13 protein-coding genes are annotated in these 15,834 nt (G+C 23.5%); all 13 read right to left on the bottom strand.

Annotated elements, in window-relative coordinates:
• Positions 1-10 precede the first annotated feature (10 nt).
• The 13 genes from glgP to rpsF all read right to left on the bottom strand — a co-directional run bounded on the left by glgP (position 11) and on the right by rpsF (position 15,821).
• Positions 11-2,539 (bottom strand): alpha-glucan family phosphorylase, encoded by a 2,529-nt coding sequence (gene glgP / locus N3A58_02460; protein ID MCX8058259.1) that lies wholly within the window; start codon positions 2,537-2,539, stop codon positions 11-13.
• 301 nt (positions 2,540-2,840) lie between these two features.
• On the bottom strand, positions 2,841-4,046 hold the full coding sequence (locus N3A58_02455; protein ID MCX8058258.1) for a glycoside hydrolase family 57 protein: 1,206 nt from the start codon (positions 4,044-4,046) through the stop codon (positions 2,841-2,843).
• Positions 4,047-4,089: 43 nt separating this feature from the next.
• Positions 4,090-5,406, bottom strand: a complete 1,317-nt coding sequence (locus N3A58_02450; GenBank protein ID MCX8058257.1) for a glycosyltransferase family 4 protein — start codon at positions 5,404-5,406, stop codon at positions 4,090-4,092.
• Positions 5,407-5,553: 147 nt separating this feature from the next.
• Positions 5,554-7,677, bottom strand: coding sequence for an amylo-alpha-1,6-glucosidase (locus N3A58_02445; protein MCX8058256.1), 2,124 nt, complete (start codon positions 7,675-7,677; stop codon positions 5,554-5,556).
• Between the two features lie 159 nt (positions 7,678-7,836).
• Positions 7,837-8,826, bottom strand: coding sequence for an asparaginase (locus N3A58_02440; GenBank protein MCX8058255.1), 990 nt, complete (start codon positions 8,824-8,826; stop codon positions 7,837-7,839).
• Between the two features lie 93 nt (positions 8,827-8,919).
• Entirely contained in the window at positions 8,920-9,633 is a 714-nt protein-coding gene (locus tag N3A58_02435; protein MCX8058254.1) for a TrkA family potassium uptake protein, read from the bottom strand.
• A gap of 67 nt (positions 9,634-9,700) precedes the next feature.
• On the bottom strand, positions 9,701-11,506 hold the full coding sequence (locus N3A58_02430) for a hypothetical protein (GenBank protein ID MCX8058253.1): 1,806 nt from the start codon (positions 11,504-11,506) through the stop codon (positions 9,701-9,703).
• A gap of 15 nt (positions 11,507-11,521) precedes the next feature.
• Entirely contained in the window at positions 11,522-12,874 is a 1,353-nt protein-coding gene (gene dnaB, locus N3A58_02425; GenBank protein MCX8058252.1) for a replicative DNA helicase, read from the bottom strand.
• Positions 12,875-12,877: 3 nt separating this feature from the next.
• Positions 12,878-13,438 carry a 50S ribosomal protein L9 gene (gene rplI / locus N3A58_02420; protein MCX8058251.1) on the bottom strand — a complete coding sequence of 187 codons (561 nt, stop codon included), beginning with the start codon at positions 13,436-13,438 and terminating at the stop codon, positions 12,878-12,880.
• Positions 13,435-14,412, bottom strand: a complete 978-nt coding sequence (locus N3A58_02415) for a hypothetical protein (protein ID MCX8058250.1) — start codon at positions 14,410-14,412, stop codon at positions 13,435-13,437. Before N3A58_02415 ends, rplI begins: the two co-directional genes overlap by 4 nt.
• 112 nt (positions 14,413-14,524) lie before the next feature.
• Complete coding sequence (gene rpsR / locus N3A58_02410) at positions 14,525-14,773, bottom strand: 30S ribosomal protein S18 (protein ID MCX8058249.1); 249 nt, start codon at positions 14,771-14,773, stop codon at positions 14,525-14,527.
• Between the two features lie 70 nt (positions 14,774-14,843).
• Positions 14,844-15,380: a single-stranded DNA-binding protein gene (locus N3A58_02405; GenBank protein MCX8058248.1), complete on the bottom strand. Its 537-nt coding sequence runs from the start codon at positions 15,378-15,380 to the stop codon at positions 14,844-14,846.
• A 12-nt stretch (positions 15,381-15,392) separates the two neighbouring features.
• Positions 15,393-15,821, bottom strand: coding sequence for a 30S ribosomal protein S6 (gene rpsF / locus N3A58_02400; protein ID MCX8058247.1), 429 nt, complete (start codon positions 15,819-15,821; stop codon positions 15,393-15,395).
• Positions 15,822-15,834 lie beyond the last annotated feature (13 nt).

Genomic DNA, 15,834 nt, shown 5'->3' with positions numbered 1-15,834 from the left:
CATAAAAAGATTAATTTAAATACCATTTTATTAAATTAGGATAAATAATTTTTAATTCATCACTTGATGGAATAATTCTTAAATTGATTTTTTGTATTCCGTAGCTTCTTAACTCAAGTTCTCCCTCAAATTTTGCTACTTTATCATCGTATTTTTCTATAAATTTCAGTTTAAATGTTTCAAAATCCCTCTCATCATTTAACAAATAAAAAATTTCTATATTAATTAAACTAATATCAATATCATCAACATATATATATGCCTCTATTTTTAGTTTATCCCCTGATTTTAATATATCATTTGTATCATTTTTAAAAAAAACATCTTTTATGTAAATTTTTTCCCAATGATTAATGAGTTTATAATAATTATTATTTAAGGCTTTTAAATTTTTATAGTTTTCTTTTGAAAATATTTCAGCATTCTGAATAGCTTTAAGATAAAATTTTTCAACATAATCTTCTATCATTCTATTCATATTAAAATTTTTATAAACTGTATAAATAGATTTTTTCATCATTTTTATCCAACTTTCAGGGATATCATTTTCATTTCTTTCATAAAAAAGATTAGCAATCTCATTCTCTAAATATTCATAAATTTGATTTGCTTCTGTAAGGTCTCTCAATTCTGGATCTGTAATATTTTCACCAGCCGAAATTGCCCACCCATTCTCACCGTTAAAACATTCTGGCCACCAGCCATCAAGAACAGAAAGATTTAAAACTCCATTAATACCTGCCTTCATTCCTGAAGTTCCTGATGCTTCATTTGGTTTTACAGGATTGTTTAACCAAACATCTACACCTTGCACTAAATGCTTAGCAACTTCTATATCATAATCTTCAACAAATATTACTCTATCTTCTAAATCATAATCTCTTGCAAAATCAATAACTTCTTTAATTAAATTTTTACCAGCTAAATCTGCTGGGTGTGCTTTACCTGCAAATATTAATTGAATAGGTTTTTCTGGATTAGTTAATATTCTTTTTAATCTTGCTTTATCTTTCAAAATTAGATTTGCCCTTTTATAAGTTGCAAATCTTCTTGCAAAGCCAATTGTTAAATAATTTATATTCAAAATTTTATTTATTTTTTCTATTTTAATACTAGAATAACCTTTAGAAAGAAAAATATTGGTCATATGTTTTCTTATAAAAGAAATCATCTCTTTTTTTCTCTTAATATGTGCATCCCAAATTTCTTCATCTGGAATATCTAAAATATTGTCCCATATTTTTTCTTTTGAACTTAAATGATAAAAATTTGGTGAAACATATCTTTCAAAGAGATATTGCATTTGTGGAGAAAGCCATGAATAATGAACAGCATTAGTCAACCCTGTTATAGGAATTTCTATCTTATTTAAGGAAGGAAATAAAGATTGCCACATAGTCTTTGAAACTTCTCCGTGAATATTAGAAACACCATTAACAAAGGAAGAAAATCTTATTGCAAAAGCAGGTAACCAAAATTTCTGTTTATCAATAAAATATCCAAAAGAAAGAAACTTTTCAAAGTCGATTCCTATTTTTTTAACTTCATTTTCAAAATATTTTTTAATTAAAGGTATATCAAAATTTTCATTTCCTGCTTCTACTGGTGTATGAGTTGTAAATATATTAGTAAGTTTAACATATTGGAAAGCTTCCTCAAAACTTAATCCATCATCACAAATTAAATTTCTTAATCTTTCAAAAATTAAAAAAGCAGAATGTCCTTCATTTAAATGATAAATATCAGGATTTATACCAATCAATTTTAAAGCTTTTACACCACCTATACCAAGAACAATTTCTTGTAACAATCTTTTTTCTCTATCAGCAACATAAAGTTGGTCAGTTATAGACCTAAATTCAATTGGATTTTCTTCTAAATTTGTATCCAATAAAATTATTCTATTTTGTCCAACTCTTAATTCCCATAGTTTAACTTTAATTTCTTTATTTAATAATTCAATTTTTAAAAACAACTTATTTCCACTTTTATCTTTAATTTCCTTAAGAGGTAAAAAATATGGATTATTCCTAGAATAAATTTCTTCTTGAATACCATTAATATTTATTCTTTGAGTAAAATATCCATAATTATAAAACAGTCCAACAGATATTATAGGTATATTTAAATCAGATGCTCCTTTAACATAATCTCCTGAAAGAATCCCAAGCCCTCCTGCATATATAGGTAGAGATTGGTGTAAGCCATACTCCGTTGAAAAATATGCTATTATCTTTCCATTTAAATCAGGATAATAAGTTTCAGTATATTTAAGATATTCATTCAATTTTTCGGATACTTTTTCAAGGTTATATAAAAAACTCTTATCTTCAGATAATTCTTTTAACTTTTCTTCATTTAATTTCATTAAAAATAGAATAGGATTTTTATTGCATTTTCTAAAGAGTTTAGAATCAATCCTCATAAAAAGCTTATAAGCTTCATTATCCCATGTAACCCATAAATTATATGCTATTTTATATAATTTTTCTAAATTTTTAGGATATTTTGGATAAACGAAAAAATCTTTAAATTGCATCTTTTTCCTCTCTTTTTATTATTTGAATATATATTATTCTCAAATAATTTTAAATATATTGTTATAAAAACTACTCAATTTTGTACTATCAAATTTAATAAATTTTACTATAATATTTTAATATAAATCTTTTAATTAAAATAAACATTCAAAAAAATAATTTTATTTAATTATTTAGAAATAATAACACATAAATAATAAAACAATTATAAAAATAATTTCAAATATTTTTATCAAAAAGAATTTTAATTTATAAAATTAAGATAGTTAAAAGAAAACATACATTTTTAATAAATTATAATTAAACAATTATTTCGTATTTTTCTTGAATACTTGCAAGAGCATTTAAATAATAAATATAAGCATTTTCAGGTGTCTCATAGGGTGAAAAGTATTTGTGAACATCTCCATCTTGAAAATATTTCGTACACATATAATAAAAATGGTCAGAAGTAGATAATCTTCGAATATAATTCAATTCCTCATCATTTAATTTATTCTTTAATAATGAAAATATTTTATAAAAAGATTCTATAGCATTATGTTGAATATCATTAGATAACCATGCTGAAAGATCTCTTTCAGTATCAGCCCATGAAATAGGATATGGAATATCTATTTTTTCAACAGGATAATTTACAGCATCAATTATATCAGAAGGCCAACAAAAACCAAGGTGTTTATATTTAAAAACTTCAGAAGGGAGTTTTTCTAAAAATTTAAAAATACCAGTGTCTTCCCATTGATGTTCCCCAAATGTTTCATAATCCATAAACAAATTAAGAAATATATTTCTTCCTTTTTTTTCTATCAAGCCCAAATGGTCAACCCATTTTACAAATTTATCAACAGTTAAGGGCCATTCAACCCATCCTTTGTTTGAAAATCTAAAAGCTATATCATCAGATAATGCATAATGCTTCATTAAAAGAAAATGTTTATCATTAATTGTTCTATATGGATATAATGGGGATCTCCACTCAAGAACTTTTTCTGTGCCTTCTGTTAAAATTACTTTAATATTTTCATAATCTTTTAATAAATCACTAATTTTATTATAAAAAATCAACTCAGTATTCCTAAAAACAATTGGAGACCATCCTAACTCTTCTCTTATCAAATTATAATGCATCTTTATCTGATGTTTAAATTCATCCTCATCATACAGAAATGATAAAGAATGATAGTAGGTTTCATTTAAAAACTCTACACATCCAGTCTTGGCTAATTCCTTAAAAAGAATTAAAGTTTCAGGACAATATTTTTTAAATTGCTCAATTGTAACGCCGGATATTGAAAATGCAACTTTAAATCTACCTTCATATTTATTTATTAATTTAAGTAGAAGTTCATTTGTTGGTATATAGCATTTTTTACTAACTTTCTGTATTACATATTTATTCAATTCTTCATCAAATAAATCATCTACATTATTTATATCAAAGATAGACAATCTTTTTAACCTATAAGGCTGATGAACTTGAAAATAAAATACAATATTAAGCATATAAATACCCCTATTCTGATTTAAGTAAAAAAATTTATTAAATTTAAATAATTTCCATATAAACTTTATTTATCTCCCTTGCTACTCTCAACCAATTTATCTTATTTACTTCTTTTGCTCCTTTTTCAGCAATCTCTTTCATCTTATCTGGATTTTTTATTAGATCTATTATTATTTCACTCATTTTATTAACATCCCAAAAATCCACTTTAAACGCATTATTAACTATTTCTGATACACCAGATTGCTTAGAAATTATAGCAACAAGTCCAGCTGCCATAGCTTCAAGTGGAGCAATCCCAAATGGTTCTGAAACAGAAGGTAGAACAAATATATCACTCATTGATAATATTTTTTCTACTTGTTGCCTATTTAAAAAATTTGAAAAAAGTAAATTGGCTCTTAATTTATAATATGCTGATTTATGAATAAGTTTTCTTTGCATATCTCCAGCACCAACCATTATAAACAAAACATTTGGAATTTGAGAAATTACATTTTTTGCAACCTCAATAAAATAATCTGGTCCTTTTTGTAAAGTAATTCTTCCTAAAAATAAAACAACAGGTCTTTTAAAAAACCTTTTTATCTCACTTCTTTTTTCCGGATTTTTAAGGTAAAAAGCATTATGAATTACTCTAATTTTTCTAGTGTCAATTTTATACCTATAAACAATTATATTTGCAGTATAATTTGAAACAGCTATAACTCTGTCTGAATAAGTAAGACCTGCATATTCAATTTTATGAATTCTATCATCTCCTGGGTTATTGCCAGCTCTATCAAACTCTGTTGCATGAATATGAGCTACCAGTTTTTTGTTATATTTCATTTTCAATACAAGCCCAGCTGGATATGTGAGCCAATCATGGCAGTGAACAATATCAAAATTAATTTTGTTAACAATTCTACTAACTCTTAATGTATAGTCTCTAACCTTACCAAATAGACCACCTCTTTCTTCAAGAGTACTTTCTATTTCTTTTACTATATAAAAAGGTATACCCCTTGAAAATAGATCGAAGGATTCATAAAAAAATTCGTAAAATTTATAATAATCAGCATCACTAAAATAGGTTTCAGGAATTATAGATAAACCAAGAGCTTTATATATTGAATACTTATTTTCAGAAATGTCTTTTTCAAATAAAATGTGTTCATCTTTTGATAAAAATATTGGATTTAAATTATCTAAATCATATTCATTTTTTAAATGAAAATAAACATCATATTTAGTAGGTAAAATTAATAATATTTCATTTCCCAATTCTATCAAATGTTTCACCATACCATAGACAGCCATCCCTAATCCACCTGCAATTAGAGGAGGGAATTCCCAACTTAACATTAATATTTTCATATAATAACCTCAATTAAATAGCTTTTTATTATTTTTATAAATAAATAAAATTTATTTATAAAATAATCTAGATCCAAAAATATTATTTAATTAATCTTTCTATTATCCAAATTTAATAAATATAAATTTTTAATAAACTTAATAATATTAAAAGAAATTTTTCACTACATAATAATAAGCAGCCACTGACCATGCTTGAGCTGGTGCTCCCTTTGGGAAATGTGGCTCATCACCATCCCATACTTCTGCTATAGAACCATAATGCCCTTTTAATAATCCATCAAAAGGTCTTCTAAATCTTTTTAATATTTCTTCTTTTACAATTTTCTTATCCTTGTATCTTTTGTATAATATTTTTGAAAATGGTAAAATTAACCATGCCCAAACAGTTCCTTGATGATATGCCATATCTCTCATTTTTTGATTTCCAATATACTTCTTTCTAAATGATGGATTCTCTTTGTTCAATGTTCTTAAACCATAGTCTGTAACTAAATATTTATCAGCTTGAATTATAGCCTTATCGTATATCTCATTAGATAAACTAACATTTTCAAGAGATAAACCAATTAAGTAATTTGGTCTTATCTCTTTAATTAAAGTTTTATTATATATAGTGTCCCCAAATATTTCACCATCAAAATAATAATTAATTAAATTTTTGTCCAATTTTGATATAACTTCATTTACAAAATCTTTTCCTAGTTTTGAATATTTTTTTGGGATTTCTATTTCATACTTTTTTAGCAATTTTAATAAATTTTTAAGAGAATTATAAAATAAAAATTGTATTTCAATAGGTTTATGAAATCTAGGAGTTACTATATAATCATAAATTTTAGCATCCATCCATGTTAAAGCTAATTTACAGTCAGGCTTTATTTTTATTAAAGAATCTTCTTTATCATATTCAAATGGCAAATCCTTATTAAAAAAGTAATTAAAAATAACATCTATAAAATATTTAATTAATAAATTTATATTTTTTTCATTCTCTTCTTTAAAGTTAGTTATATAATCATAAATTCTATTACAAAATAGTAAAGAAGCATCAATAGAATTATAATTTTCTCCAAAGCCATCTTTATCAATAACATTAGGAATCAATCCATTTTTTAATTTTTTACCATATTTTAATAGGACTTTTAAATAGAAGTTTTTGGTATCTTCATCTTCTTCAAAATTCAAAGCTTCTAATGTTATCATTGTATCTCTGCCCCAATTTCCAAACCATGGGAAACCAGCTATTATATCATCTTTTAACATAAATCTACTTAACATTAACTTTAGTATATTTTCTCTTTCATTTTCATTAAAAATAAACTCATCATCATCTTTTAAATTTACAAAAATGCTTTTAAATTCCTCTTCAGATTTAACTTTTTTCTTTTTCATTTTAATTGGATAGTCAACTGGGATAATCTTTTCTTTTATTATTCTATTAAAAGAATTATCAAATCTTTTTAAGATTAAATCATTTAAATTTATACTTTTATTTTCTTTTTCTATTTTGTTTTTAAATTCTTTTAATTCATCTTCAAGCATAAAAAATAAATTTATTTCCTCATCTGGTTGCAATTCTATTTTTATTATTATTGGAGCATATAAATCTTCTAAGGAATCATAGCCACGTATTTCTTCATTTGGATAAAATATGTTTTTATAAATTAAAGGTTCACTTCTAATGACACCATTATCAATTAAAAGAAAAACACTATTACCACTATTTTTATGAAAAATAATAACTTGTTTTTCATTTTTCAAATTTATTTCAATATCTTCAGATTTTATTGAACCTGGTTTATTTAAACTATGATGATTTCTAAATGTAAACTTTGGTCTTAAATATAATTTAAAATTTACAGTGCCATAATTCTTATAATTTATTCTAACTAAATTTTTTTCCTCATCCATCTGAATTATTTTTAATATCAAGACATTTTCATCAAAAGGATATGAAGAGTAAAGAAATGTTGGAAATGGTAATAACCAACTTTTTACAAGGTGTCTGTACCCATTTGGATAAATAATATCAGGATATTGATTTGAATCTAAATACATAGACTCAGATAAAATCTTTACTCTTTCCTCTATTGATGATAATATGTGAAACTTGTTATCATTTATATTAGCAATAAGTAACCCATGATATTTCCTATTTGGAATTAAGTTCCCTGTACCTAAACCATAACTTCCTAATATATTTGAAATTAACCATTCATGATAAAATGATTCTTTAATTTTACCTTCAATTAAATTCATCAGCTCCATACTCACCTCAATTGTATTATTTAATAAAAATTAATAATTATTAAGATTTATTTAAATTACCAAATATAATTTTAAAATAAAAATATAATTTTTCAAGTGTTATTAAACTTAATTTAAATAAAGAAAAATTTGTTAATAAATATTAAAGAAATAATATTTTTAATATAAAGAAAAGATGTTTTTTATTTTATTTAAATCGAAGTTTTTCCCAAGTAATAATCCTAAAAGAAGATAAGCTTTGTGTGATTTTATATCCTTTGAAAGAATAACTCCTAAATCTTCAAGTAATTTACCCCCTCCCTTATAAGCATATACACCTAAAGTTCTCCCTATATGACATCTAGAAGTTACTACTACTACTTTATTATTTTTTAAATATTCTTCAATTATATCTTGAATATTAGGAGGTACATTACCTCTTCCAAATCCCTCAATAACTATTCCTTTTAAGTCTTTTTTGTTTAGTAAATATTTTAATAAATCTCCATCATCACCAATATATGTTTTATATAAGTATATACCTTTCTCAAATTTCTTATAATCAAGCATTATATTGTTAATTTTATTCCTGCCAAAAAAAACCTTATCCTCATCCACTATACCAAGAATTCCAAAAGCAGGAGAGTTAAATGTTGAAACATTTGAAGTATAAGTTTTTGTAACTGTTAAAGGATCATGTATTTCATCATTTAAAACAACAAGAACCCCATAATTATCAGATTCCTTTGAAATAAGTGTTTTGACTGATCCAAGAATATTCCTTGGACCATCAACACCAATTTCTGAGTTTGATCTCATAGAAGCAGTTACTACACATTTTATTGATCTTGGCAAAGTTATATCAAGAAAAAATGCTGTTTCCTCAAGAACATCTGTACCATGAGTAATTATATAGCCATAATATTTATCTCTATTTTTAATAATAAAATCAGCTAAATTCTGCATATCTTCAATAGTAATATGGGGAGATGGTTTATTGCTATATTCAAATACTTCATAAGTAATAGATATATTCTGCATTTTTAAAAACTCAAATAAATCCTCACCTTTTATACCTGGGACAAAACCACTTGAAGCTTTATCAAATTTCATAGAAATTGTACCACCAGTTGATATGAAACAAATAGGCTTATCAATACTTTTTTTCATAATTTTTATCTTATAAAATAAATAATATTTATTTTAAAATATTTTAAAACAATTAACATTATTTTAAATTTAGTTATTTTTTATAAATTTTTTTCAATCAAGAGCATCTCTTTCAACTGCTTCTACAAAAGAGTCTACTTCAAGATTCTTTCCAACAACTACCATTATATCATTGTCTTTAAGAACATAATCTCCAGTTGGAACTTCTTTCACTTCTTCTTTAAATACATTGTCAAAAGTTTCTTTGTCAAGAACAGCAATTTTTGATTTTATAGCAATAATATTAACTTTATATTTTTCTCTAATATTTAAATCTTTAATCATTTTACCAACCATCCCTGGTGATACTTTTACATCAATTATTTTATGATCTCCACTTAAAGGTACATAATTATAAACATGACCTTTAGAAATACGTTGAGCTAGCCTTTCCCCAACTTCTTCCTCTAAAAATATTATTTCATCAACCCCAATTGCTTTTAAAATTTTTTGATGTTGTTTTGAAGTAGCTCTTGCAATAACAGGAATATCTGTATTTTCTTTTAATGTTAGGGCCGACAGTAAAGATGCTTCCATATTATCACCGACACATATTACAGCATAATCTATGTTCTTAATATCTGAAATTATATTTAAAAAATCCTCATTTCTTATATCTATTTCATATACAGCAACAACCATATTTTTAATTAAATTTGTTTTTGAAGGATTATTATCAATTGCTATTACTTCAACTCCTTCTTTGACTAAATTTTCACACAAAGACATTCCAAAACTACCCAATCCTAAAATTAAAACTCTATTCATAAATACCTCAAATTTCTTTTTATTAATTATTTAATATAAATATATTTTTTAATATACTTAAAAAAGTTTAACCTATATTAATATCAGCAGGTGGTAAATTATATTGAACAGTTCTTTCTTCCCTGCTCATAGCAGATACTAAAGTTAATGGCCCAATTCTCCCAATAAACATGGCAATAATAATAAATATTTTTGAAATGTCTTTTAACTTAGTAGTTATTCCTGTTGAAAGTCCAACTGTCCCAAAAGCACTAAAAGTTTCAAAAATTATATTAATTTCTCTAAAGTTTTCAATATATGTTAAAATAATAATCCAAAGAACAATAAATGATATCTGAGCAAAAAAAAGTGAAAAAGCCTTTCTTACAGTAATATTTCTTATTCTTCTATTCTTATGAAATCTTATAATATTACTATTTTTAATATAAGAAACAAAAGTATAAATAATAACTCCAAATGTAGAAACTTTTATTCCCCCTCCTGTAGATCCAGATGCTGTACCTATAAACATAAGGATACATAATATTATTAAACTGGTAACTCTTAATCCTCCAATAGGAACTGTGTTAAATCCCGCAGTTCTTGATGTTACAACTTGGAAAAGTGAAGCTAATATTTTATCTTTTAAGTTAAATTTGGCTAAGCTATTATCTTTTTCTATTATAAAAAATAAAATAGCACCAAAAATATTTAATATAAGATAAAAAAACAAAACAAGTTTACTTTGAGAAGTTAAGTAAATTTTGTTTTTAATTTTGCTTTTTTTATCATATTTAATTTTAATCCTATTCATTAAAACTCTTAAAATATCATAGCCAACATAAAAACCTATACCTCCTGCTGTTATTAAAAAAATTAATGTTAAGTTAATATATGTGTCATTGTAAAAATTTTCAAAAGAATTGTCAAACAAAGACAAACCTGCATTACAAAATGCTGATATAGAATGAAACAAAGAATATTTGACTGACTTAGCAAAATTATTAAATAAAAAATAAAACTTAATGAAAAATAAAATAAAACCTATTAATTCTATAAAAAAAGTATAAATAAAAATAAACCTAAAAATTAAATTTACATTGATTCTGTTAGTTGAAACATCATAAGCCTCATGAGTATAAATATAAGTTTTCAATGAAACTTTTTCAGGTAGCAAATTAACAATTGAAGCATAAAGGAACATTATTCCTAAACCACCTATCTGCATTAAAAATAATAGGATAACTTTTCCAATATTTGAAAAATCATTAGATACACTTTTCACTGCTAATCCTGTTACACAAACAGCAGAGGTAGACATAAATAGAGCATCAACAAAACTAATTTCGTTTTTAATTGAAAAATTTTGAATAAGTAAAAAAGCTCCGAAAAAAATTAAAAACAAAAACCCAATAACGATTATCTGATTAGTTTTAAGTTTAATTTTAACAAAAAAATCTAAATAATAAGCTCTCAATACAAAAAAAACTAATAATAGTATAATTTGTTTCAACAATATATATAAGTTTTTCCAAAAAAGATTTTGAAAATTTAAATTAAATTGATCACCTATCTTGTGAAAAATAATAGTAAAAAAAATAACTATAATATAGTTTATAAAATTTTCTTTTAAAAAAAGAAAAAAAAGATTAATAAAATTTGAAATTTTCTTTATAAAATCATACTCAATTATTTTATATACTCTACTAAAATAAATAAATCTTTCGATTTCAAGCAATATAAAAATTATAAAAAATATTTCATCAAGCACTATTAAATAAGAAATAATTTCTTTATAGTTATTTATTTTATAAAATATAAAAAGGATAAAAAAATATATCAATGAATAAACTATAAATAACAAGAAAAAAGTATTTTTCCTCTTTTCTACCATAATAAATATATTTAATTAAACAATTTCATGTTCAAGTTCTTTAAAAAGTGAATATTCCGGAAAAAATTCAAATAAAATTTTACCTTTTCGACCATTTCTATGTTTTTCAATTATTAATTCAGTTATATTTCTAGTTTTAATTTCTTCGTTTTCTTTATTTTTATCTTTTTTTTTGTAATAATCTTCTCTATGTAAAAAAGCAACAATATCAGCATCTTGTTCGATTGCACCAGATTCTCTTAAATCAGACAAAAGTGGTCTTTTATCTTCTCTTCTTTCAACTTGTCTTGATAGTTGAGATAAAACAACAATTGGTATATCAAGCTCTTTTGCAAGAATTTTTAAACTTTTTGAAATCTCCCCAATAATTACATTTCTATTATCATGTTGTACACCTCTAGGTGGAGATATAATCTGGAGATAATCAATAAAAATAATATCGATATTTTTTTTAATCTTTAATCTTCTTGCTTTTTGTTTAATATCAAAAGAACTTACATTAGAAGTATCATCAAATATCAAATTTTTTATATATATAGAAGATATCTTCTCAATTAAATCGTGCATCTGGGAATATTGTAATATACCTCTTTTTATATTTTCATAGGGTATTTTAGTTACCTGAGATATAATTTTATAACCTAAATCAGTTGCTGGCATCTCTAAAGAAAAAAAACCAACATTATAATCAAAGTATAAAGCCATATTAGCAGCAAGGTTTAAGGCAAAAGTTGTCTTACCCATTGAAGGTCTTGCTGCAATAACTATAAGCTTACCTTTTTCAAAACCAGAAGTTAATTCATCGAGTAATTTAAATCCAGTTTGCAGACCCGTATATTTGACATTGTTTTTTATTCTTGTTTCAATATCATCAATAATTCTTAATAGTAGTTCTTTTAAAATAATAAATTTATCTTTATAATCTATTTCAGTAAGTTTTAATATTTCTGATTCAATTTTATCAATTAAAACTTTTGTTTCTGTAGAAAGATCATAAGCCTCAGATATTATTTGATTTGATAAAGATATTATATTCCTTCTTAATGATTTGTCTTTTAATATATCAAAATATGTAGAAAAATTAGATGTTGTAGGAACTATTTCAGTTAATGAAGTTAAGTAATCAATACCCAGTGCTTTATCAAGCAAATTATTCTCTTTTAAATCCTGTGAAACTGTAAGAATATCTATAGCTTTGTTTTTTATTGCTAAATTTTTAATAATTCTTATTATAACTTTATGATGAGGAAGATAAAAATCTTCCTCATCAAGGTAATAAATTAAATCATATATTTTTTCTGAATCAGTTAATAAAATTCCAAGTACAGCTTTCTCCGCATCTTCAGAATATGGGGGTACTTTTAACATATTCTATTCTTCTTTATTTTTATTATCTGATTCTTTATTACTTTTTCTATTAAAATTTTTTGAGTAAGTCTTTCTTTTACCCTTAAAATCTTTTTTTTCTTCCTTTGTTTCTTCTTTTACAACTTCTCCTTCAACTTTTATTTTTACATTTGCAGTAATACCCTCTATTATTTTTACAGAAGCTATATATTCTCCTACTTCCTTAATATGGGGAATCCTTATATCCTTTTTATCTATTTCTGTATAACCAGAATTTTTAATAAATTCAGCTATTTCACTCGTAGTTACTGAGCCATATAATTTGCCTTTTTCTCCAACCTTAGCTTTTATTATAACATGAATATTTTCAAGCATCTCTTTTTTCTCAGAAGCAGTAGCAAGCCTTTTTTTTCTAATTTCTTCCAATTTTTTTAATTTTATTTGCAAATTCTTGATATTATTATCTGTAGCTTCAATAGCATACCCATTTGGAAGCAAATAATTTCTAGCATAACCATTTTTTACCTCTTTAATTTCTCCTTCTAGACCTAAGTTTTCAACATCTTTCAATAAAATTATTTTCATTTATCTCCTCCTGTAGTAATTAATTTATTTCTCCATTTAAAAACATTTTCAAGAATTCCAAGGCAAGAAATTAAAAAAAATAAAATAATAAATAAATAAATACTGGAAATAATAAGCAAAACATAAATACAAAAAAACAGAACTTTAATATTTTTAATAAATTTTAAATCATACTTACTATTTTCTAATCTATAAAAAATAACACCCAATCCTTGAAAAAAAAATAGTATTGTAAATCCAAAAAATAGATTGTAAACTATATTTTCTAAAATAATATATTTTTGTTTAATTATAAAAACGATAAAAATAAATATATATAAAAATACTAAGAATAACCAAGAAAAAAAATTATTTAAATTAATATTTGAAATTGTTACTTTATTTTCATAAAAATTATAAAATAAAACATTCTGATAAATTAAATAACCAGTAATTAAAGAAAATGGTAAAATAATTTTTGGATATACATAATTTATTAAAAACTTTAAATTTTCAGTAATTTCTAAAATAAAATTTTTATTTAATTTTAAACTATCTTGTAAATCAAATATTTTGTAAAAATTTGATAGAATAATTTCATTTAAAAAATTATCTTTTATAAAAAATATTAATATTAAAAATACCAGTGGAAATATTGAAATTAATAAAATCTTTAATAAATTACCAAATTTTTTATTCTCTATAATATTAAAAACAAAAATACCTATTAACACTACAAAAACTAAGTAAAATATAAAATCAAAAAAGACTTGTATTAATAATATTTCTAAATCTTTTAATGAAAATAAAAAAATTAATACTTTTAATATAAAATCAAAAGTTAAAAAATAAAATAAATTTACCAACAATCCTTTTTTAAAACCACTATTTTTAAATAACTTAACAAAAGGACCTATAGAAAAAATAGGAATTAAAAAGTAAAATAAAATTGATAAAAAATTTAACCTTTTTATTTCATTTTTTTTACTAAACATATTTTTAATTTAATTTAATAAAGCATACTAATTAATCACACCATTAACTATCTCTTTTTCTAAATTGAAAATTAAAAATTAATTTTGACTAAATTATTACTAATTTAACTCTTTATTTTTTATAAGGTAAAAGAGCAACATGTCTTGCTTTTTTAATTGCAAGAGATACTAGTCTTTGATGTTTAGCGCATGTACCAGTTATTCTTCGTGGTAAAATTTTACCATTACTCATTATATATTTATTTAATAAATTAACATCCTTATAATCAATATAAAAAATTCCATCTGTACAAAATCTACAAACCTTCTTTTTTAACAAAAACCTTGTTCTTTTATTTTCTAAGTCTATTTTATCCATCATATTTTCCTCCAATTATCTTATTAATGTTTTTAAAAAATTAATTTTTACTAATAAGACTTAACTTTTTACATTATGAAAAATTATTTGGTTCATCGAAAGAATTATAGTTTTCAAACTCTGGATCTTCACCTCCATAATCACTGAACTCTTCTATATTGTGATCAATATTATCATAATTATCAGAAAAATTATTTACCTTGGTTGAATCTAAAATTTTCTCAGAAATACCATTTTTAACATCTTTTTTCTCGAAACCATCATTCACTCTATTATTATCCTTAGTTACAAGACTTAAAATATTTGTAACAACTATTATTATTCGATTTTTTTGAGTTTGATCAATTTTAGATGTCCATCTATCATGCCTTAAATAACCATTCAATACAACAAATGTTCCTTTTTTTAATCTGTCATAAAAATAATTTGAAATATCTCTAAACCAGAATTCACAATCAAAATAATTAGCTTCATTTTCTCTTCTTTTAAAATTATTTGCAATCGTAAATCTCATAATATTTAACTGGCCATTTGGATTATCTATCTTTTTTATCTCAGGGTCTCTTGTTAATCTTCCACTTATAACCAAATTTATAAAATCAAAACTCATAAATGATTCCTTTTAATTTAAATTTTCTTCTACCTTATTTTCTTGTGATTGATTACTTTTAGATTCCTGTTCTTTTTGCATTTTCTTTTTCCTAATCTCAATTTTAAGATTTTTAAATTCTTCTTCTTTCTTTTTTAACTTTTGAATCTTAGATTCATCAACCCCAAGCATTAAATACCTTAAAATAAAATCTCTTCTTTTAATCTGTTTGTGCAAATCTTGATAATTTGCTTCTTTTGAATTCTTAAGATAAAAAAGATAGTAATAGCCTTCTTTTTCTTTATTGATGGGATATGCTAGGATCTTTTTCCCCATCTCCTCTTCTTTAGAAATCTCAAAACCATTTTCTTTAAATATTTTCCTAGTTTCTTCTTTGAAACTATCAAGTCTTGAAGCCTCCTTTAAAGAATAAACAACTAACATTTCATAAGCATTAAACATTATTACCTCCCAT

The organism is Spirochaetota bacterium (assembly GCA_026415295.1).
In the GTDB taxonomy this organism is placed as follows: domain Bacteria; phylum Spirochaetota; class JAAYUW01; order JAAYUW01; family JAOAHJ01; genus JAOAHJ01.
The sequence above is the reverse complement of the archived record's forward strand: the minus strand, read 5'-3'. Positions and strand labels throughout refer to the sequence as shown.